This window comes from Geodermatophilus sp. SYSU D00697, assembly GCF_054050175.1.
Window position 1 is genome coordinate 62969 of record NZ_JBJGYV010000003.1, and the last position, 18430, is coordinate 81398.

19 protein-coding genes are annotated in these 18430 nt (G+C 75.0%); 8 read left to right on the plus strand and 11 right to left on the minus strand.

Annotation, left to right across the window (positions count from 1 at the left end):
* Positions 1-20 precede the first annotated feature (20 nt).
* Positions 21-1079, minus strand: coding sequence for a class II fructose-bisphosphatase (glpX, locus tag ACI79C_RS03935; RefSeq protein ID WP_456944311.1), 1059 nt, complete (start codon positions 1077-1079; stop codon positions 21-23).
* A 144-nt stretch (positions 1080-1223) separates the two neighbouring features.
* On the opposite strand from glpX, the gene ACI79C_RS03940 reads away from it, so the two are divergent.
* On the plus strand, positions 1224-1826 hold the full coding sequence (locus ACI79C_RS03940; protein WP_456944312.1) for a DUF4245 domain-containing protein: 603 nt from the start codon (positions 1224-1226) through the stop codon (positions 1824-1826).
* Positions 1827-1936: 110 nt separating this feature from the next.
* Here ACI79C_RS03940 and ACI79C_RS03945 read toward each other — a convergent pair whose 3' ends face one another.
* From ACI79C_RS03945 to ACI79C_RS03955, 3 genes are all read right to left on the minus strand, one after another.
* Positions 1937-2188, minus strand: coding sequence for an exodeoxyribonuclease VII small subunit (locus tag ACI79C_RS03945; protein WP_456944313.1), 252 nt, complete (start codon positions 2186-2188; stop codon positions 1937-1939).
* Positions 2185-3405: an exodeoxyribonuclease VII large subunit gene (gene xseA, locus ACI79C_RS03950; RefSeq protein WP_456944314.1), complete on the minus strand. Its 1221-nt coding sequence runs from the start codon at positions 3403-3405 to the stop codon at positions 2185-2187. The genes ACI79C_RS03945 and xseA overlap by 4 nt, the downstream gene beginning before the upstream one ends.
* Before the next feature lie 109 nt (positions 3406-3514).
* Positions 3515-4807, minus strand: coding sequence for a hypothetical protein (locus tag ACI79C_RS03955; RefSeq protein WP_456944315.1), 1293 nt, complete (start codon positions 4805-4807; stop codon positions 3515-3517).
* A 132-nt stretch (positions 4808-4939) separates the two neighbouring features.
* Between ACI79C_RS03955 and ACI79C_RS03960 the strand changes: the two genes are divergently transcribed.
* Positions 4940-5911 carry a 4-hydroxy-3-methylbut-2-enyl diphosphate reductase gene (locus ACI79C_RS03960; protein ID WP_456944316.1) on the plus strand — a complete coding sequence of 324 codons (972 nt, stop codon included), beginning with the start codon at positions 4940-4942 and terminating at the stop codon, positions 5909-5911.
* Between the two features lie 113 nt (positions 5912-6024).
* Positions 6025-6492 (plus strand): nuclear transport factor 2 family protein, encoded by a 468-nt coding sequence (locus tag ACI79C_RS03965; protein WP_456944317.1) that lies wholly within the window; start codon positions 6025-6027, stop codon positions 6490-6492.
* A gap of 69 nt (positions 6493-6561) precedes the next feature.
* On the opposite strand, the gene ACI79C_RS03970 is transcribed toward ACI79C_RS03965, so the two are convergent.
* The 6 genes from ACI79C_RS03970 to ACI79C_RS03995 form a co-directional block, all read right to left on the minus strand.
* Positions 6562-7311 (minus strand): DUF6542 domain-containing protein, encoded by a 750-nt coding sequence (locus ACI79C_RS03970; RefSeq protein WP_456944318.1) that lies wholly within the window; start codon positions 7309-7311, stop codon positions 6562-6564.
* A gap of 229 nt (positions 7312-7540) precedes the next feature.
* Positions 7541-8635, minus strand: coding sequence for a DNA recombination protein RmuC (locus tag ACI79C_RS03975; RefSeq protein WP_456944319.1), 1095 nt, complete (start codon positions 8633-8635; stop codon positions 7541-7543).
* 58 nt (positions 8636-8693) lie between these two features.
* Entirely contained in the window at positions 8694-9242 is a 549-nt protein-coding gene (locus ACI79C_RS03980) for a methylated-DNA--[protein]-cysteine S-methyltransferase (RefSeq protein ID WP_456944320.1), read from the minus strand.
* Entirely contained in the window at positions 9239-10729 is a 1491-nt protein-coding gene (locus ACI79C_RS03985; protein ID WP_456944321.1) for an AlkA N-terminal domain-containing protein, read from the minus strand. The genes ACI79C_RS03980 and ACI79C_RS03985 overlap by 4 nt, the downstream gene beginning before the upstream one ends.
* Positions 10730-10790: 61 nt before the next feature.
* On the minus strand, positions 10791-11093 hold the full coding sequence (locus tag ACI79C_RS03990) for a hypothetical protein (protein WP_456944322.1): 303 nt from the start codon (positions 11091-11093) through the stop codon (positions 10791-10793).
* Positions 11094-11201: 108 nt separating this feature from the next.
* A complete protein-coding gene (locus tag ACI79C_RS03995) occupies positions 11202-11432 on the minus strand; it encodes a hypothetical protein (RefSeq protein ID WP_456944323.1) in 231 nt (76 codons plus the stop codon).
* A 221-nt stretch (positions 11433-11653) separates the two neighbouring features.
* On the opposite strand from ACI79C_RS03995, the gene ychF reads away from it, so the two are divergent.
* The 4 genes from ychF to ACI79C_RS04015 all read left to right on the plus strand — a co-directional run bounded on the left by ychF (position 11654) and on the right by ACI79C_RS04015 (position 14744).
* Positions 11654-12727, plus strand: a complete 1074-nt coding sequence (ychF, locus tag ACI79C_RS04000) for a redox-regulated ATPase YchF (RefSeq protein WP_456944324.1) — start codon at positions 11654-11656, stop codon at positions 12725-12727.
* A 192-nt stretch (positions 12728-12919) separates the two neighbouring features.
* Positions 12920-13066: a hypothetical protein gene (locus tag ACI79C_RS04005; protein WP_456944325.1), complete on the plus strand. Its 147-nt coding sequence runs from the start codon at positions 12920-12922 to the stop codon at positions 13064-13066.
* 282 nt (positions 13067-13348) lie between these two features.
* Entirely contained in the window at positions 13349-13651 is a 303-nt protein-coding gene (locus tag ACI79C_RS04010; RefSeq protein WP_456944326.1) for a hypothetical protein, read from the plus strand.
* Positions 13652-13901: 250 nt separating this feature from the next.
* Positions 13902-14744 (plus strand): alpha/beta hydrolase, encoded by an 843-nt coding sequence (locus ACI79C_RS04015; RefSeq protein WP_456944327.1) that lies wholly within the window; start codon positions 13902-13904, stop codon positions 14742-14744.
* A 247-nt stretch (positions 14745-14991) separates the two neighbouring features.
* Here ACI79C_RS04015 and ACI79C_RS04020 read toward each other — a convergent pair whose 3' ends face one another.
* Positions 14992-15318 (minus strand): hypothetical protein, encoded by a 327-nt coding sequence (locus ACI79C_RS04020; protein WP_456944328.1) that lies wholly within the window; start codon positions 15316-15318, stop codon positions 14992-14994.
* A gap of 282 nt (positions 15319-15600) precedes the next feature.
* Here ACI79C_RS04020 and fxsT point away from each other — a divergent pair, with 282 nt between their 5' ends.
* Positions 15601-18396, plus strand: coding sequence for an FxSxx-COOH system tetratricopeptide repeat protein (fxsT, locus tag ACI79C_RS04025; RefSeq protein WP_456944329.1), 2796 nt, complete (start codon positions 15601-15603; stop codon positions 18394-18396).
* Positions 18397-18430 lie beyond the last annotated feature (34 nt).

The following is an 18430-nucleotide window of genomic DNA, read 5'->3' on the forward strand; positions in this document are numbered from 1 at the left end:
TGTGAGTCCGGAGGGCCGACTCAGTCCTCCTGGTGGCCGCGGTCGAAGGGCACCGCGGAGTAGGCGCGCAGCTTCTGCAGGGAGTGCAGGCTCTCGATGGAGCGGATCGTGCCCGACCGCGAGCGCATGACCAGCGACTGCGTGGTGCAGCCCCCGGCCCGGTACTGCACGCCGCGGAGCAGCTCACCGTCGGTGATGCCGGTGGCGACGAAGAAGACGTCGCCGCGCACGAGGTCGTCGATGTGCAGCACCCGGTCGAGGTCGTGCCCGGCGTCGACCGCCTTCTGCCGCTCGTCGTCGTCCTTGGGCCACAGCCGGCCCTGCAGCGCACCGCCCATGCACTTGAGCGCGCAGGCGGCGATGATCCCCTCCGGGGTGCCGCCGATGCCGAGCAGCAGGTCCACGCCGGTGCCCTCGCGCGCCGCGGCGATGGCGCCGGCGACGTCGCCGTCGGTGATGAACTTGATGCGGGCGCCGGCCTGGCGGACCTCGTGCACCAGCTGCTCGTGCCGCGGGCGGTCGAGGATGCACACGGTGACGTCCTCGACCGTGCAGTGCTTGGCCCGCGCCACGCGGCGGATGTTCTCCGCGACCGGGACGGTGATGTCGACGACGTCGGCCGCCGCGGGACCGGTGGCCAGCTTCTCCATGTAGAAGACCGCCGACGGGTCGTACATCGCGCCGCGGTCGGCGACCGCCATGACCGCGATCGCGTTGGGCATGCCCTTCGCCATGAGGGTGGTGCCGTCGATCGGGTCGACCGCGACGTCGCACTCCGGGCCGTTGCCGTCGCCGACCTGCTCGCCGTTGTAGAGCATCGGCGCCTCGTCCTTCTCGCCCTCGCCGATGACGACGACGCCGTTCATGCTCACCGTGCCGATGAGCGCGCGCATCGCGTCCACCGCGGCGCCGTCCCCGCCGTTCTTGTCCCCACGACCGACCCAGCGGCCCGCGGCCATCGCCGCCGCCTCGGTGACCCGGACGAGCTCCAGGGCCAGGTTGCGGTCGGGTGCGGGCCGGTCGGCGAGGAACGTGCTGCCGCTGGAGGTGGTGGGGCCGTCGGGCAGGGGCAGGGACACGCAGACCTCCTGGTGGAAGGACCCCGTCCCGCCCACCCCTCTCGAGCTCGGGGCGGTGCCCTGGACGGGGCCAGGTGCGGGGACGGCGGGGCCGCACGGACGCTGGGCGGCGGAGTCGGGGAGCAGTCCTGACATCCTAGGGGGATGACCGGACCCGGCCCGACGAGCGAGCGCCCCACGGAGACCCCCGCCCCGTCCCCCGCGATCGAGCGGGCCAACCGGCTGAGTGCGGCCAACATGGTCCGGTCGCTGGCGCCGCTGGTCCTCATCTGCCTGCTCATCGTGGGGTGGGTGGCCTTCCGGCAGTCCGGGGAGGAGCGGGTGCTCCAGGTCGACCCGAGCACGACCGTGCAGCTGGCCGCCGAGCGCGCCGCCTACCCCCTGGTCGCGCCCACGGACCTCCCCGACGGCTACCGGCCCACCAGTGCGCGCACCGACGCCGGTCAGGCCGACGAGGGCGACCCGGTCACCGTCGAGATCGGCTACCTGACCCCGGCGGAGGAGTACGCCGGCTTCGTCGTCAGCGACGACGCCCGGGCCGAGCCGGTCACCCGCGTCCTCGACGGCGCCGAGGAGCAGGGGACCGTCGACGTGGCCGGCCGGTCCTGGACCCGGTCCACCACCGAACGCGGGGAGACCGCGCTGTGGCGGGAGGACGCCGGGGTGACCGTGCTGGTCACCGGCTCCGCCGACGACGCCGAGCTGGAGGAGGTCGCCGCCGCCGTGCAGCCGGTCGCGGTCGGCTGAACCGCAGAGCGGGTGACCTGCTGCTGGCGCCGCACCCGCCGGTGGCGAAGCGGATGGTCGCTGGCGAGCTGTCGTCCCCCGTGGCCGGCGCCCCGGTCCCGGCCGGGAGGTCAGCCCTTGTCGGCGCCCTCGGCCGGGGTCGCGGCCGACAGCCGCTCCCGGGCCCGGTCGAGCCAGTGCTGGCACAGCTCGGCGAGCTGCTCGCCGCGCTCCCACAGGGACAGCGACTCCTCCAGCGTGAGGCCCCCGGCCTCCAGCCGGCGCACCACGTCGGCGAGCTCCTCCCGGGCCTGCTCGTAGGTCGTCGTCGGCTCGGCCGGCGCCTCGCTCACCCTGCCCTCGGCACGCTCCTGGTCGCTCACGGCTGCCCATCCTCCCTGTCGACCCGGACCGGCAGCCGGCCACCCGCCACCCGCACCGACAGCCGCTCGGCGTCGGCCACCTCGGCCGGGTCGCGCACCAGCGAGCCGTCGGCCCGCTGGACGACGGCGTAGCCCCGCTCCAGGGTCGCGGCCGGGGACAGCGCCGCCACGCGGGCGCGGGCGTGCTCCAGGTCACGCTCGGCGCCCTCCAGCCGGTGGGTGAGGGTGCGCCGCGCCCGGCTGCGCAGCTGCGCGACGTCCTCCTCGCGGCCGTGTAGTAGCCGGTCGGGGGAGGCCAGGACCGGGCGGCTGCGCACGCTCTCCAGCCACCGCTCCTGCTGCTCGAGCCGGGTGGCCAGCAGGTGCCGGGCCCGGGCGCGCAGCCCGTCGACCAGCCGCCGCTGCTCGCCGATCTCGGGGACCACCCGGTGCGCGGCGTCGGTGGGGGTCGCGGCCCGGACGTCGGCGGCGTGGTCGACCAGCGTCGTGTCGGTCTCGTGCCCCACGGCGGTCACCACCGGCGTGCGGCAGGCCGCGATCGCCCGCACCAGGCCCTCGTCGGAGAACGGCAGCAGGTCCTCCACCGAGCCGCCACCACGGGCGACGACGATGACCTCGACCGCCGGGTCGGCGTCCAGCCGGCGCAGCCCGTCGATGACCGAGGCGGCCGCGCTGGGCCCCTGCACCAGGCTGTGGTGGACGGCGAAGCGGACGGCCGGCCACCGGCGCCGGGCGGTGACCAGCACGTCCCGCTCGGCGGCGCTGTCCCGGCCGGTGACCACCCCGACCACGGTGGGGGCGAAGGGCAGCGGCTTCTTGCGGGCGGTGTCGAACAGCCCCTCGGCGGCGAGCAGTCGGCGGATGCGCTCGATGCGGGCCAGCAGCTCGCCGAGGCCGACGGCGCGGATCTCGGTGGCGCGCAGGGAGAACGAGCCGCGGGCGATGTAGTAGTCGGGCCGGGCGCGCACGATCACCCGGGCACCCTCGGTCAGCTCCAGGCCGGGGCGGTCGGCGACGTCCCGCGCGCAGGTGACCGGCACCGACAGGTCGGCGGCGGGGTCGCGCAGGGTGAGGAAGACCGTCGCCGCCCCGCGCCGGGACAGCTGCGCGATCTGTCCCTCGACCCACACCTCCCCGAGCCGGCCGATCCACTCGGCGACCTTGCGGGCCACCGTGCGGACCGGCCAGGGGGCTTCCGGGGACGACGGCGCGGTCATGCCCCCGAGCGTGCCAGGCAGGGACGACGTCCCCGGGAGGGTGTCCCGGGCCCCGGCCCCCTGCAGGGTCCCGCCGCGAGCTGGTGGGCCGCGCGGACGGGCGCCTGCGTCACATGCCGCGGGGCGCCAGGGGGCTGGCCTCCACCGCCTGCCGCTCGAGCTTCTCCAGGCGGTTGCGCAGCATCCGCAGGTAGGGCTCGCGGCTCCGGGTCGCCTCCTCGTAGGCCACCAGGTCCTGCACGGTGGCCAGCTGGTAGCCGCGGAGCCGGCCGCGCAGCTGGGCGATCGTGAAGTTGTCGTACCCCTCGACCGGTGCGGCGCCCGCCGCCGCGGCCCCGGCGGTGTCCGCAGCCTCGTCCGCCTCCGCGGGCGTGGTCTCCTCCACGTCGGTGCGGTGCCCGGTGGCCGCGGCGACCGTGGTGCCGCCCTCGTCGGTCGCCAGCACCTCCTCGGCGGCGTCGGCCGGCGCCGCGGGCTCCTCGGCGGTCTCGGGCGCGGCGACGCCCTCGTCGGTGACGGTCCCCTCGACGGTGGCCACCTCGCCGTCGGGGCTGACCACGTCGACGTCGGCCGCGGTGTCGGCCGGCGGCGCGGGCTCCTCGGCGGTCTCGGGCGCGGCGACACCCTCGTCGGTGACGGTCCCCTCGACGGTGGCCACCTCGCCGTCCGGGGTGATCACGTCGACGTCGGTCGCGACGTCGGCGGTCTCCACCGCGGGAGCGCCGTCCAGCTCCCCGACCGGCGAGCCGCCCGGGTCGCTGGGCGCGGTGGTCGGGGCCTCGTCGGGGATCGCCTCCGGCAGGTCGGTCGGGCTCTCCGCGATGAGGTCGGTGTCGACCGACCCCTCCGTCGTGCCGCCGTCGACCAGCGCGCTGTCGGGGGCGCCGTCCGCCTCGAGCAGGGCGGTCTCCAGCGCGTCCTCGGTCGTCAGCCCGGGCTGGGCCAGGTCGAGGTGCGCGGCCTGCACCTCGTCGGTGATGTCCTGCAGCGCCTCGACCACCTCCTCGGGCGCCGGCTCGGGAGGCAGGCCGGAGACCTCGTCGTCGATGAGGTGGGCGACCTCCTCGGCGAGCTCCTCGTCGCCCACGGTGTCGGCGGCGGTGTCGGCCGCGCGGTCGAAGGCCGAGGTGTGCACCCCGTTGCCGGACGGGGCGGCGGGGCGGTCCTCGTCGAAGGTGGCCAGGCCCGGCTCGTCCTCCCCACGGATCCCCGTGAAGACCTCGTCGCCGCGTGCCACCAGGCCGGCGTAGGACTGCTGCAGCTTCATCGTGGCCTGCATGGCCAGGCCGATCACCCGGACCGGCAGGGCCGGCAGCGTCTGCGGCAGCCGGCGGGCCTCGTCGAGGACGGTGGCGGCCAGGCCGGCGACGGCTCGGATGGCCTGGGGGATCTCACGCGACATGCCCCCAGCCTGCCCCAGGCTCGCGAGGATGGCAGCCTCACCTCGGCCGACGCCACCCGGACGGGCGCAGGAGGTGGCGGGTGTCTCCTCGCGCGGCCCGGCCGGCGCCGGCTCCCCACCTACCATGGGGGCATGGCTGATCAGCGCGGACGCGTCCTGCTCGCCGATCCCCGGGGCTACTGCGCCGGCGTGGACCGGGCGGTGGTCGCGGTCGAGCGGGCCCTAGAGATCCACGGGGCGCCGGTCTACGTCCGCAAGCAGATCGTCCACAACAAGCACGTGGTGGCCACCCTGGAGCGCCGGGGGGCGGTGTTCGTCGACGAGACCGACGAGGTGCCCGAGGGTGCCGTCGTCGTCTTCAGCGCCCACGGCGTCTCCCCGGCGGTGCACGCCGAGGCCGCGGCGCGGCAGCTGAGGACCATCGACGCCACCTGCCCGCTGGTCAGCAAGGTCCACTCCGAGGCCAAGCGGTTCGCCAAGGAGGACTACGACATCCTGCTGATCGGCCACCGCGGTCACGAGGAGGTCGAGGGCACCTCCGGCGAGGCGCCGGAGCACATCCAGCTCGTCGACGGCGTCGAGGACGTCGAGCGCGTGCAGGTCCGCGACCCCGAGAAGGTCGTGTGGCTGTCGCAGACCACGCTGTCGGTCGACGAGACGCTGGCGACCGTGGACCGGCTGACCGCCCGGTTCCCCGGGCTGCAGTCCCCGCCCAGCGACGACATCTGCTACGCCACCCAGAACCGCCAGCAGGCGGTCAAGCAGATGGCTCCCTCGTGTGACCTGGTCATCGTCGTGGGGTCGACGAACTCCTCGAACTCGGTGCGCCTGGTGGAGGTGGCGCTGGAGTCCGGCGCCCGGGCGTCGCACCTGGTCGACTTCGCCTCCGAGATCGACCCCGGCTGGCTGGAGGGCGTGACCACCGTCGGCGTCACCAGCGGCGCGTCGGTGCCCGAGGTCCTGGTCAGCGAGGTGCTCGACTGGCTGGCCGAGCGGGGCTACCCGGACGTCGAGACGGTGAAGGCCGCCGAGGAGCGCCTGGTGTTCGCGCTGCCGCACGAGCTGCGCCCCCGCCGCCGGGAGCCCGCCGCCGACGAGGCCTGAGCGGGGGACCCTGCCGGGCCGGGGGCGCGCCTGGCGAGGGCCTGAGGTCCCTGGCCGCTGGGACGACCCGACGCCAGGCTCGGCGTGGGTCGGCACGTCCGGAGGTGCGCGTCATGAGCAGCCCCACCGTCCGGTCCACCGAGACGACCGGACCCGGCAACGCCGCCACGGTCGCCGGCATCTACGCCGCCTTCGGGCGGGGTGACGTCCCCGCGGTCCTGCCGCGCTCGCCGACGACGTCCGTTGGGGAGGAGCGGGCCGACAACACCGCCCAGCGGGCCGGGGTCGAGCACCTGACGCCGCGGCGGGGGCCGGCGGAGGCGGCGGGCTTCTTCGAGCTGGTCGGCCGGTGGACGCTGCGGCGCTTCGAGGTGCTCGACGTCATCGGCGACGGCCGCCAGGTCGTCGCTGAGATCAGGGGTCGTTCGATCCACCGAACGGAGCGCGCCTCGACGACGAGAGCTGCACCTGTGGACCTCCGACGACACCGGCCGGGTGACCCGCTTCCGACACTACGCCGACACGGCCGAGCACATCGCCGTCAGTCGCGGCGAGGCGCCGGGGGAGTGACGGCCCCCTGAAGGGCCCGCCGTGGCCCGTCCCGAGGCTCGCCCCGAGCCTGCGAGGGGTGGGGAGGACGGGGTCCTCCTTCAGCGGCGGGCGGCCCAGCGGATGAGGGCGACCACCAGGCCGGCACCGGTCCCGACGGCCATCGCCGGGAAGCCGCGGATGAACATCGTGGCCACGCCGGCGAGGCTGAAGGCCCCGAACAGCGCGGTGGCGATCGCCGCGGCGGCGACGTAGACCAGCGGCGGGGCCACCACCACCGAGAGCAGGTCGCGGCGGCGCACCAGGACAGTGGCGACCGCGGTGGTGGCGGCCAGGGCCACGAGGGTGATCAGGCCCAGGCCGGAGCCGAGCAGGGCCTCGAGCGAGGCGGCCATCAGGGTCACCAGGAAGACGGCCGACACGGCCACGGCGCCGCGCAGGCGACCGTGCTCGGGCGCGGCGGCCTCCCGGCTCGCCGCGCGGGCCTCGGCCGGGCGGGACGTGCGGCGCCGCGCGTCGAGGTCCTCGCGCTCGGCGGGACGACGGGTGCGCTCGGCCGGCCGACGTTCGGAGCGGCCGGGCTCGGACGGGCGGACGGTGGCGCTCCGGGCCATCGGGCGCTCCTCGTCGGACTGGCCGCGGCCGATCCGGGCGAGGTGCTCGGGCAGCGGCGGGATGTCGGTGGAGCGCATCGGTCGGGCGGCACCGGCCCGCGGGGGCAGCGGCGGGACCGGCGGCCGGGGGACGCGGGCCACGTGCTCGTCGGCCGCGGGCCGGGTGGCCCGGGCAGGGGCGCGCCGCTCAGCGCGGACCCCGGACTCCCGCCAGGTGCCGGCCGTGCTCGCCGCCATGGCGCACCTCCCGTCCCTCGTCGATGGCCTCCGTCGCGGGGGCCGCTGTCTCGGGCAACGGTAACGACGGCGGAGGGCCGGACCGGGGAGGACGCCACGACAGGGCGCTGTGCAGAAGTGCCAATGTCGACCACCGTCTGTGAGGACACCCCGTTGCTCAGGCGACCCCTGTGACGAAACGGTACTGCGGCGACGGCTGGTGCGCTCCGAGTTGCGAGATGCTCGCCGGTCAGCCTGTGGTGCCGTCGCGGTCGCGCTCGACGTCGGCCGCGCACTCGCCGGGCAGCGGCAGCGGGACCTCGGCCGGCCGCAGCGTCCGGACCGTCGCCTCCAGCGGCGGGGGGCTGGGCACCGGCGTCTCGGCCACGCCGAGGTCGTCGAACCGGCGGGCGGCCACGAGGACCGAGCTCTCGTAGGAGCCGACGGTCTCGTTGAAGCGGGTCACCGTGGAGCTCAGCGCCGAGCCCAGCCGGGTGAGGTGGCCCGACAGCGTGCCGAGCCGGGCGTGCAGGCGGCGACCGACCTCGAGCACCTGGTCGGCGTCCCGGGCCAGCCGCTCCTGCCGCCAGGAGTAGGCCACCGTGCGCAGCAGCGCCAGCAGCGTGCTGGGGGTGGCCAGGACGACGTCCCGGGCGAACCCGTACTCCAGCAGCCCCGGCTCGGCCTCCAGTGCGGTGGTGAGGAACCCGTCGGAGGGCACGAACAGCACGGTGAACGGTGCGGCCGGGCGGAAGGCGGTCGGGTACCGGCGGGCGGAGAGCGCGTCGACGTGGGCGCGCAGCTGGCGGGCGTGCGCGGCGATCCGCTCGGCGCGCACGGCGACGTCCTCGGCCTGGACGGCCTCGATGTAGCCGGTGAACGGCACCTTGGCGTCGACGACCACCTGCCGGCCGTCGGCGAGGGTCACCACCAGGTCGGGGCGCACCCCCGCGCCGGCGTCGTTGGTGGCGCTGGGCTGCTCGACGAAGTCGCAGTGCTCGAGCAGCCCGGCCACCTCCACGACCCGGCGCAGCTGCACCTCGCCCCAGCGGCCGCGCACGTGCGGGGTGCGCAGGGCGGTCACCAGGGCTGCGGTCTCCTGGCGCAGCAGCGTCGAGACCTGCCCGACGGTGCCCATCTGCTCGCGCAGCTCCCCGTGCGCCGTGGCCCTCGCCCGCTCCATGCCGGCCAGCAGCCGGTGCAGGTGGTCCAGCGACTCGTGCACCGGGTCCAGCCCGTCGTCGGCCGGCCGCCGCCGCGACACGAGCGCCACGACACCGAGCGCGACCGCGGCCCCGAGCAGCGCGCCGACGAGGAGTCCGGTGAGCAGGGAGGCGGCGTCCACGGGGAACGAGGGTGCCGGACGGGTCCGACAGTTCCGGGGAGGCCGGGCTGACCGCGGGTCAGACCACCAGGGTCAGGTCGGGCCGGGCGACCGAGGCCGCCTCGTGGTCGAGCAGCCAGCGCTTCACCGGCGTCCCCCAGCGGAAGCCGCCCAGCCCGCCGTCGGACCCGAGGACCCGGTGGCAGGGCACGAACAGCGCGGCCGCGTTGCGCGCGCAGGCGTTGGCCGCGGCACGGACCGCCGAGGGGCGCCCGCACCGCGCGGCGAACGCGGCGTAGGTGTCCGGCTCGCCCGCGGGCACGGTGCGCAGCACCTCCCACGCGTCCTCCAGGAACGGGCCGGACCGCTGCCGGACCGGCACGTCGTCGATCGCGCGCACGTCGCCGGCGACGAACGCGTCCACGGCGTCCAGGACGGGCAGCCGGTCGGCCCGCTCGACCCAGGTCGGGCGCAGCGAGCGGTGCACCAGCGGCAGCAGGTCGGCGACGTCGTCGGTCCAGCCGGCGGCGAGGACGACGTCGGGGCCGTGGGCGTCGGAGGTCACGACCACGGTGAACGGCCCGGTCGGGGTGTCGACCGCGGCGAACCGGGCGGGAGGGGGAGTCATGAGGCGCTCCGATCAGGGAGGGACGGCGGGCGGCGGAACAGGTCGGGGACGGCCAGTGCCCACAGGTGCATGACCGCGTACGAACGCCAGGGACGCCAGCGGGTGGCGGCGTCGGAGTCGGAGCTGCCCAGCTCCACCAGCGAGCGCCGCAACGCGAGGTCACCGGGCAACCACACGTCGGGGTCGGCGAGGCCGCGCAGCGCCACGAGGGCGGCGGTCCACGGGCCGATCCCCGGGACGGCGCGCAGCGCGGCGACGGCCTCGTCGCGGTCGGCTCCCGCGTCGAGGGCCACGGCTCCGCGGTCGAGGGTGTCGGCCAGCGCGCCGACCGTGCGCCGCCGTGCCCCGGTCAGCCCGACCGCGGTGAGGTCGGCCCCGGCGAGCGCGGCCGGCCGGGGGAAGGTGTGGGTCAGGGTGCCGACCGGCTCGGGCAGCGGCGTGCCCGCCGCGGTCAGCAGCCGGGCGGTGAGGGTGCGCGCACCGGCCACCGAGACCTGCTGTCCCAGGACGGCGCGGACGGCCAGCTCGGCGGCGTCGGGGGAGGCGGGCACCCGGCGGCCGGGCGCGCCCGCCACGAGCCCGGCCAGGGCGGGGTCGGCGGAGAGCGCCTCGTCGACCGCGGCGGGGTCGGCGTCCAGGTCGAGCATCCGGCGGCAGCGGGCGACGGCGACCCCGAGGTCGCGCAGCGCGGTCAGCCGCAGCCGGGCGGTGACCGCCGGGCTTCCGTCGGCCGCGGGGGTGAGCCGGACGACGGCCGGGCCGTGCGGGAGGTCGAGCACCCGGGCGAACGTCGTGCCGTCCCACTCCTCGAGGCCGGGCACGGCGTGCGCGCCGAGGAAGAGCAGGACCTCCGCGGCGTCGTACGGGGCGCGGGCGGCCAGCCGGAGGGTGAGCTCGCCGGGCGTCGCGCCGTTCCGGCCCGGTGCGCCGCGGCGCAGCTCGGTGGGGGTGACGGCGAAGACCTCGCGGACGGTGTCGTTGAACTGCCGGATGCTGGCGAAGCCCGCGGCGAACGCGACGTCGGCCATCGGCAGGTCGGTGGTCTCGATGAGCAGCCGCGCGGTCTGGGCGCGCTGGGCGCGGGCGAGGGCCAGCGGTCCGACGCCGAGCTCGCCGACCAGCAGCCGGTGCAGCTGGCGCTCGGAGTACCCGAGCCGGGCGGCCAGCCCCGGGACGCCGGAGCGCTCCACCTCGCCGTCCGCGATGAGCCGCATGGCGCGGGCGACGACGTCGGCGCGGACGTCCCACTCCGGGGAACCGGGGACCGCGTCCGGGCGGCAGCGGCGGCAGGCGCGGTAGCCCGCACCCTGGGCGGCGGCGGCGGTGGAGAAGAAGGTGACGTTGCGGGCCAGCGGCGTGCGGGCCGGGCACGAGGGCCGGCAGTAGATGCCGGTGGTCGCGACGGCGGTGAAGAACCAGCCGTCGAAGCGGGCGTCCCGGCTGGCGACCGCGCGGTAGCAGCGCTCGGGGTCCAGCGGCGGTGTCATGCAGCGAGCATGGCACCGCGGTGCGTCGAGGACTGGCGGTTTTCGGACGCCGCCGTGACGGCTACCGGAGCCGGCCGTCGTCCCGTACGACGCGCAGGTGCGGGCCGGTGCGGACGTCGGCGCGCGGGTCCTCGACCAGCGGGAGACCGGCCGCCCGGCGGACCCGGTTCTCCGGGACGTCGATCGCGCGGGCCAGCGCCGCCGCGAGCCGCTCGCTGACCATCCCTGAGTGCCGGCCGTGGGCGATGCGGGCGATGGTCTGCGGCGCGATCGCCCAGTCAGCGCGCCGGGAGGCCTCCTCCGCGGTCCCGCCCAGCTCCAGCAGGCGCCGCTGGACCAGCTGCTGGAGCGCGTTGTCGACCACCCGCGCAGGCTAGGACGGCGACGCGCCGCCCGACAGCCGACGGCCGCGGGGCGACGCAGATCCGGGACCCGCGAGCCGTGGCGGGCCGGAGGACGCACCCGTGCCGGGTCAGGGGAGCGCGGCGTCCCGGCCCTCGGGGACCCGGAAGGGGCCGCCCTCGGCCCGGCGGCGCCGGATGCGAGCGACCCCGTCGAGGAGCAGGGCGGTCAGCAGCAGTCCGAGCCCACCGACGAGGGTGGCCGGTCGCGTCTCGGGCAGGAACGCGGCGAAGAACACCGCGGTCACCCCGCCGACCGCGAGCACCGCCGCCACCGGACCGACCCACGTGCCTGTCTCCACGGCGTCCTCCTGCCAGCGTCCGCCCGTCCCCCGACCGGCGACGCAGCGGACGGTACTTGTGCACGCCGACGAGCAGAAGTGGTTGCGCCGTCAACAGACACGCAGGGGGGAGAATCGTTCGCCCGCGTCGCTCCGAGTCCACCGGGTCGGCGCACCCGGTGGCAGGCGTCGAGGTGAACGGCGCCGGGGCTGGGCGGGCACCCCACGTACGCTGGACCCCCGTGAGTCTCACCATCGGCATCGTCGGGCTGCCCAACGTCGGCAAGTCGACGCTGTTCAACGCCTTGACCAAGAACGACGTCCTGGCCGCGAACTACCCGTTCGCCACCATCGAACCCAACGTCGGTGTGGTCGGCGTGCCGGACCCCCGCCTGGGGAAGCTGGCGGAGGTCTTCTCCTCGCAGAAGGTCGTCCCGGCGACGGTCTCCTTCGTGGACATCGCCGGCATCGTCCGCGGCGCGAGCGAGGGGCAGGGGCTGGGCAACAAGTTCCTGGCCAACATCCGCGAGAGCGACGCGATCTGCCAGGTGATCCGGGTGTTCTCCGACCCGGACGTCGTCCACGTCGAGGGCAAGGTCTCACCCGCCGACGACATCGAGACGATCAACACCGAGCTCGTCCTCGCCGACATGCAGACGCTGGAGAAGGCGATCCCGCGGCTGGAGAAGGAGGCGAAGAAGGACAAGGAGCGCGCCGCGCTGCTGACCGCCGCCCTCGCCGCGCAGGAGGTGTTGAACGAGGGCAGGACCCTGTTCGCCGCCGGCGTGGACCCCGAGCCGCTGCGCGAGCTGACGCTGCTGACCACCAAGCCGTTCCTCTACGTGTTCAACGTGGACGAGGAGGAGCTGGCCAACGAAGCGCTGGTGGCGGAGCTCCGGGCCCTGGTCGCGCCGGCCGAGGCGATCCTCATGGACGCCAAGATCGAGGCCGAGCTCGCCGAGCTGCCCGAGGAGGAGGCCGCGGAGCTGCTCGCCGGGATCGGCCAGGACGAGCCCGGCCTGCACCAGCTCGCCCGCGTCGGCTTCGCCACCCTCGGCCTGCAGACCTACCTCACCGCCGGCCCCAAGGAGGCCCGCGCCTGGACCATCCCCGTCGGCGCGACCGCACCCCAGGCCGCCGGCGTCATCCACACCGACTTCCAGCGCGGCTTCATCAAGGCCGAGATCGTGTCCTACGACCAGCTCATCGAGGCCGGCTCCATGCAGGAGGCCCGGGCCCGCGGCTGGGTGCGCATGGAGGGCAAGGACTACGTCATGCAGGACGGCGACGTCGTGGAGTTCCGCTTCAACGTCTGATCCCCTTGCGGGCTGAGTCGCGGACGAGCAACTCGTGTCGGCACTGACCTGCGCCGACTCTCCCCGTCGTCGACATGCGGTGTTCCGGGCTGTCCCTCCGGATGCACGTCGCACGGGTCCTCGTGGCCTCTGTGGGGCATCCGAGGGTGGCTGCGAGCCTGCGGGAGCGCGGGGGGAGCGAGCACACCCCGCGTGGCCATCTGCTCTGGACGGGCACGCAACGCCTTCTTCGCTGGCTCCGCGATCGTCACCGACGCGCTGTGGGTCGGGCTGCTGGTCGTCGATGTCATCGTTCGTAGGCGGCGGGACGACGAAGAGGACTCTCAGCCCGAGCCGTGACCATCGGCATGCCCTGCAGCTCCTCGCGGCCATGCTGGCCGGCTGTCCCACAGAGGCCCATGGAGGGACAGGTCGGGGTGCTTGCGTGTGCAGGCACACCGCTCCTCGAGTCGCTCGTGGCCGAACCGTGGGATGGGGATGGCCGTTGGGTAGTCGCCACGCGCGCACGTCGTCCCGGGACGCAGAGGTTCCCGTCCGCTCAGCCGATCGGCCGTACCGTCGCGCTCGTCCGAGGTCCGGGCGGGTTGGCCTGGGCGCGAGTGCGTCACCGGGGAGGTCCGCGTGAGCATCGTCGTGCGTTTTCCGGTAGTCGGCTTGACGCGTCAGCAGTACGACGAGGTGAGCCTCCGCTTGGAGAAGGCCGGAATGTGGCCTCCGGCCGGCATGCAGCTGCACGTGCTGTTCGGAACCGACGGGGACCTGAAGGTGAGCGAGATCTGGGACTCCCCGGAGCAGCTCACGGCATTCGGCGAGGTGCTCCTACCGGTGCTCAACGAGGTCGGAGTCCGAGCCGCCGGCGAACCGGAGGTCTTCGAGGTCCACAACCTGGAGCAGCCGCGGACGACGGCTCAGTGGTCAGGGTGACGGGCCGGATGTCACGCCCTGCACGGCCTTGCGGCGCCGACGGCATTCGAAGCCTGCGGAGGACCTCGGCCTGACACGTCCGGCCCGACGGTGTCTCACAGGTCGCCCCCCAGGGCGAGCCGGGTGGCGGTGTCCTCGAGCGGCCCACTCGGGGCGGGTGCACGACCGGCGCTGATCTGAGTTGCCGAGTGGCACGCTGATGCCATGGCCGAGGAGTGATGAGGTCACCCCGACCGGAGGGGAATTCGTCATGGCGTCGATCTCCGAGCGGGAGGAGCACGAGATCGAGGCGGCCAACGCCTCGGGCAACACCCCGGTGGTCCTCATCCATGGCCTCTGGCTGCTGCCGAGCAGCTGGGCCAACTGGGCGGACTTCTTCGAGCAGGCCGGTCACGCGTCGCTGACGCCGGACTGGCCAGACGATCCCGAAACGGTTGAACAGGCCCGCGCGAACCCGGACGTGTTCGCCAGGAAGACCCTGAAGCAGATCGCCGATCACACCGCCGAGGTCATCGATGCCCTGGACGAGAAGCCAGCGGTCATGGGGCACTCGACCGGAGGCTTGCTGGCGCAGATGATCGCGGGCCAAGGCCTCTCGGCTGCCACGGTGGCGATCGACCCCGGGGTCTTCCGCGGGGTTCTGCCTCTGCCGGTCCCCACGCTGAGGGTGGCGGGCCCGTTCCTGGTCAACCCGCTCACGCGCGGTCGCGCGATCACGCTCACGTTCGACCAGTTCGAGTACGGCTGGGCGAACGCGTTGGACGAGGAGGAGGCGCGGGACCTCTACGAGACGTACCACGTCGCAGGGTCTGGGATTGCTCTCCTGCAGATGGGCAACGCGAATCTGAACCCGCGGACCGAGGCGAAGGTCGACACGAAGAACCCCGACCGCGGTCCCCTCCTGATCATCGAGGGCGAGAGGGACCACACGGTGGCGCCCGCGATCGCGAAGGCCGCCTACAAGCGGCAGAGGCGCAACCCCGCCGTGACAGAGTTCGTGACGATCCCGGATCGGGGCCACGCTCTCACGATCGACCACGGCTGGCGTGAGGTCGCCCAGACGGCGCTCGACTTCATCAAGCGGTTCGCCTGAACGGTCACTGCGCGGCGACGACGCGGGCGCGCCGGTGTCCCTTGAGCCGCCTTCAGGGCGACGGCGCACCGGTCCACCCCAGGGGATCTCAGCCAGGTTCCGTCTCATCTGCCGCGTCATCCGAGGCTGTCGCGGGGACCTGGCGCAGGTCAGCGCCGGTCAACGTGGTGACATCGCCGTGCGCGCGGCATCCCGCTCACCGTGTGGACAAGGACGCCTCGCTGGAGGACGTTGCGTTGCGGTGGCGCTAGTCGCCGGGCGCCCGGTGGCCCCAGATCCAGACGTCGATGGTGCTCGGGCCGGACTGGACGGGCGATGCCCTGATGCCGAGGCCGGTACCGGGGACGTCGTAGGTGCGCTGGACCGACTCGCCGGGGTCGAGGAGGAACCGGTCCAGGTCGCCCGGGGCGCCGCCGCCCTCGTGCAGGACGAGCCGGATCTCCACGGTCGCGTCGGAGTCGAAGCGGCAGTCCGCCAGGACGCGGATGCGCGCGTAGCGGTCGGTCGCCACGGCCCCGAGGTCGGTCGGCGCCGTGACCGTCTGGATGCTGGAGAAGGCGACCTCGGTGGGCATCGGTACCTCCGTCGCGCCCGGTCGGTACGGCCGTCGGGCAGGTGCTCGACGAGGCTCCACCCGGGACGTCCACGTCACAAGGGGCAGGTGCTCCGGAGCCGCCGGGAGTCCCGGGTCGGCTCGGACGACGGCCGGCCGGGGGGTGCGGGATGGGCGTCGACGAGCTGTCGGTGACCGTCTCGAGTGCCCGCTCGCCTGACGGTGCAGCCCCGACGAGGCCGCGCCGTGTCCCGAGGCGTGAAGGTGTCCCCATACGGCGGGTGATGGGTGTAGCACTGTTGCGTGAGCGGTCGGAGGACTGACTTCTTCGTCAGTCATGCCGGTCGGGACACCGCGTGGGCGGAGTGGCTGGCCTGGCAGCTCCAGCAGGCGGGCTACACCGTCGAGCTCGACGTCTGGGACTGGGCGCCGGGTGAGGACTTCGTGGCGCGCATGGAGGCGGCGCTGGAGCGGGCGGACCGGCTGCTGGCGGTGTGCACTGATGCCTACTTCGCCTCCGCGTTCGGCGGTGCGGAGCTGCGGGCGGCGTTCGCCGGGTCCGCGGTGGCCGAGGGGCGGATCGTGCCGGTCCTCATCGAGCCGGTGCGCCTCCCCGCGCTGTACGCGTCGCTGGTCCACCTGGACCTCGTCGGCCTGGACGAGGCTGCCGCCGCGGCCCGGCTGCGGGCCCGGCTGACCGGTGGCCGGCCGACGGATGCGCCGCCGTTCCCGCGGGCGGGCCCCGCGCCGGCCGGCAGGCCGGGGTTCGCCGGCCGCCTGCCGGCGGTGTGGAAGGTGCCGCCGCGGAACCCGCGGTTCTCCGGCCGGGACGGTCTGCTGGCCGAGGTGCGGCGGCGGCTGCGCGCGGGTGAGGGCACGCTGGTGGTGGAAGCGCTCTACGGGCTGGGCGGGGTGGGCAAGACCCAGTTGGCGATCGAGTACGCGCACCGGTTCGCCTCCGACTACGACCTGATGTGGTGGATCGACGCAGAGCAGCCGGTCCTCATCCCCGACCAGCTGTCCGGGCTGGCCGCCCGGCTCGCCCTGCCGGCCGGGGGCACGGTCGCCGAGACGGTGGAGCGGCTGCTGGCCGAGCTGCGGGGCCGGGACCGCTGGCTCCTGGTCTTCGACAACGCCGAGCGGCCGGGCGACATCGCCGACTACCGGCCCGGCGGGGGCGGGCACCTGCTGATCACCTCACGGTCCCCCGGCTGGGGAGCGCTGGGCGGACGGCTGGAGGTGGACGTGCTGGCGCGGCCGGAGACCGTCGCGTTGCTGCGCGCCCGCATCCCCGCCTTGAGCGAGGAGCTGGCCAACGCCCTCGCCACCGAACTCGGCGACCTGCCCCTGGCCGCGGCGCAGGCCGCCGGCTATCTCGAGCAGACCGAGCTGCCCCCCGCCGACTACCTGCGGCGCTTCCGCACCCGCCGCGCGAGCCTCCTCGCCCGCGGCGAGGTGGTCGGGTACTCCGGTCGGATCGACACCACCTGGGCGCTGTCCCTGGAACGGCTCAGTGGCGAGGACCCGGCCGCGGTGCAGCTGCTGCGCCTGGCCGCCTTCCTCGCGCCCGAACCGATCCCGTTGTGCCTCTTCGCCGAGCACGCCGACCTCCTCGACGAGCCGCTGCGCAGCACCGCCGCCAACGCCGACGACCTGGCCGACACCGTCGGCGCGCTGGTCGGCTACTCCCTGGCCCGCCGCCATCCCGATGGCTTCCAGGTGCACCGGCTGGTGCAGGCGGTGATCCGCCACCAGATGGCACCCGACCAGCAGCAGGCCACCGCCGAGCGGGTGGTGGCGCTGCTGGCCGCCGCAGCCCCCGACGACCCGGAGGACCCGGTCAACTGGGCCTTCTACGCCCAGCGCGCCCCGCACGTGCTCAGCACCGCCTCGATGGGCGACCACTCCGCAGTGACCCGCCGACTCACCCTGGACACCGCCCGCTATCTGCAGGCCAGAGGGGACAGCCACGGCAGTCGGGCCGTCTGCGAACCGCTGCTCGACCGCTGGCGGGCGAGCCTGGGTCCCGACCATCCCGACACCCTCACCGCCGGCGGCCGCCTCACCATCTCGCTGGTGTCCGTCGGCGAGGAGGAGCTCGCCAGCGCGCTGGGCCAGGACACCCTGCAGCGCTGCCGCCGGGTGCTCGGCCCGGACCACCCCACCACCCTGGCGACGGCCGGCGCCCTGGTGCACGCCCTGAGCCAGGCCGGCGAGGACGAGCCGGCCCGCATCCTGGGCGAGGACACCCTGCCACGCTGCCGCCGCGTGCTCGGCCCGGACCACGCCAGGACCCTGTCGGCGGCGGCCGCCCTGATGTTCATCCTGATCCAGCTCGACGAGGCCGATCGAGCCCGCGCGCTGGGCGAGGACACCCTGCCGCGCTGCCGCCGAGCCCTCGGCCCCGACCACGTCGTCACCCTCGACACGGCATGCGCCCTGACCCATGCCCTGACCCAGCTCGGCGAGGCGGAGCCGGCCCGCGTCCTGGGCGAGGACACCCTGCAGGGCTGTCGCCGGGCGCTCGGCCCCGACCACCTCGTCACCCAGTTGGCGGCCACCGCCCTGACCGGCGCCCTGGTCCAGCTGGGTGAGGCCGAACGAGCCCGCACCCTGGGCCAGGACACCCTGCAGCGCTGCCGCCGGGTGCTGGGCCCGGACCACCTCATCACCCAGTTGGCGGCCACCGCCCTGACCCTGGCCCTGGTCATGCTGGGCGAGAGAGACGCGGCCCGGGTCCTGGGTGAGGACACCGTGCAGCGCTGCCGCCGGGTGCTGGGCCCGGACCACCTCGTGACCCTGTGGGCCGCCGGTGCCCTGACCGGTGCCCTGGTCCAGTCCGGCGAGGCCGAGCGGGCCCGCGTCCTGGGCGAGGACACGGTGGCGCGCTGCCGCCGGGCGCTGGGTCCCGATCACCTCGTCACCCTGTGGGCGGCCAGTACCCTGACCGGCGCGTTGGTCCAGCTCGGTGAGGCCGAACAGGCCCGCGCCCTGGGCGAGGAGACTCTGGCGCGCTGCCGTCGGGTCCTCGTTCCCGACCACCCGATCACCCACCACCTGACCCACTCCGCCGGGATCGGCCGCCCCCCTGCGGAGTGACGGCGTTCCACCGGCCCTCGGGTCACCGCACCGG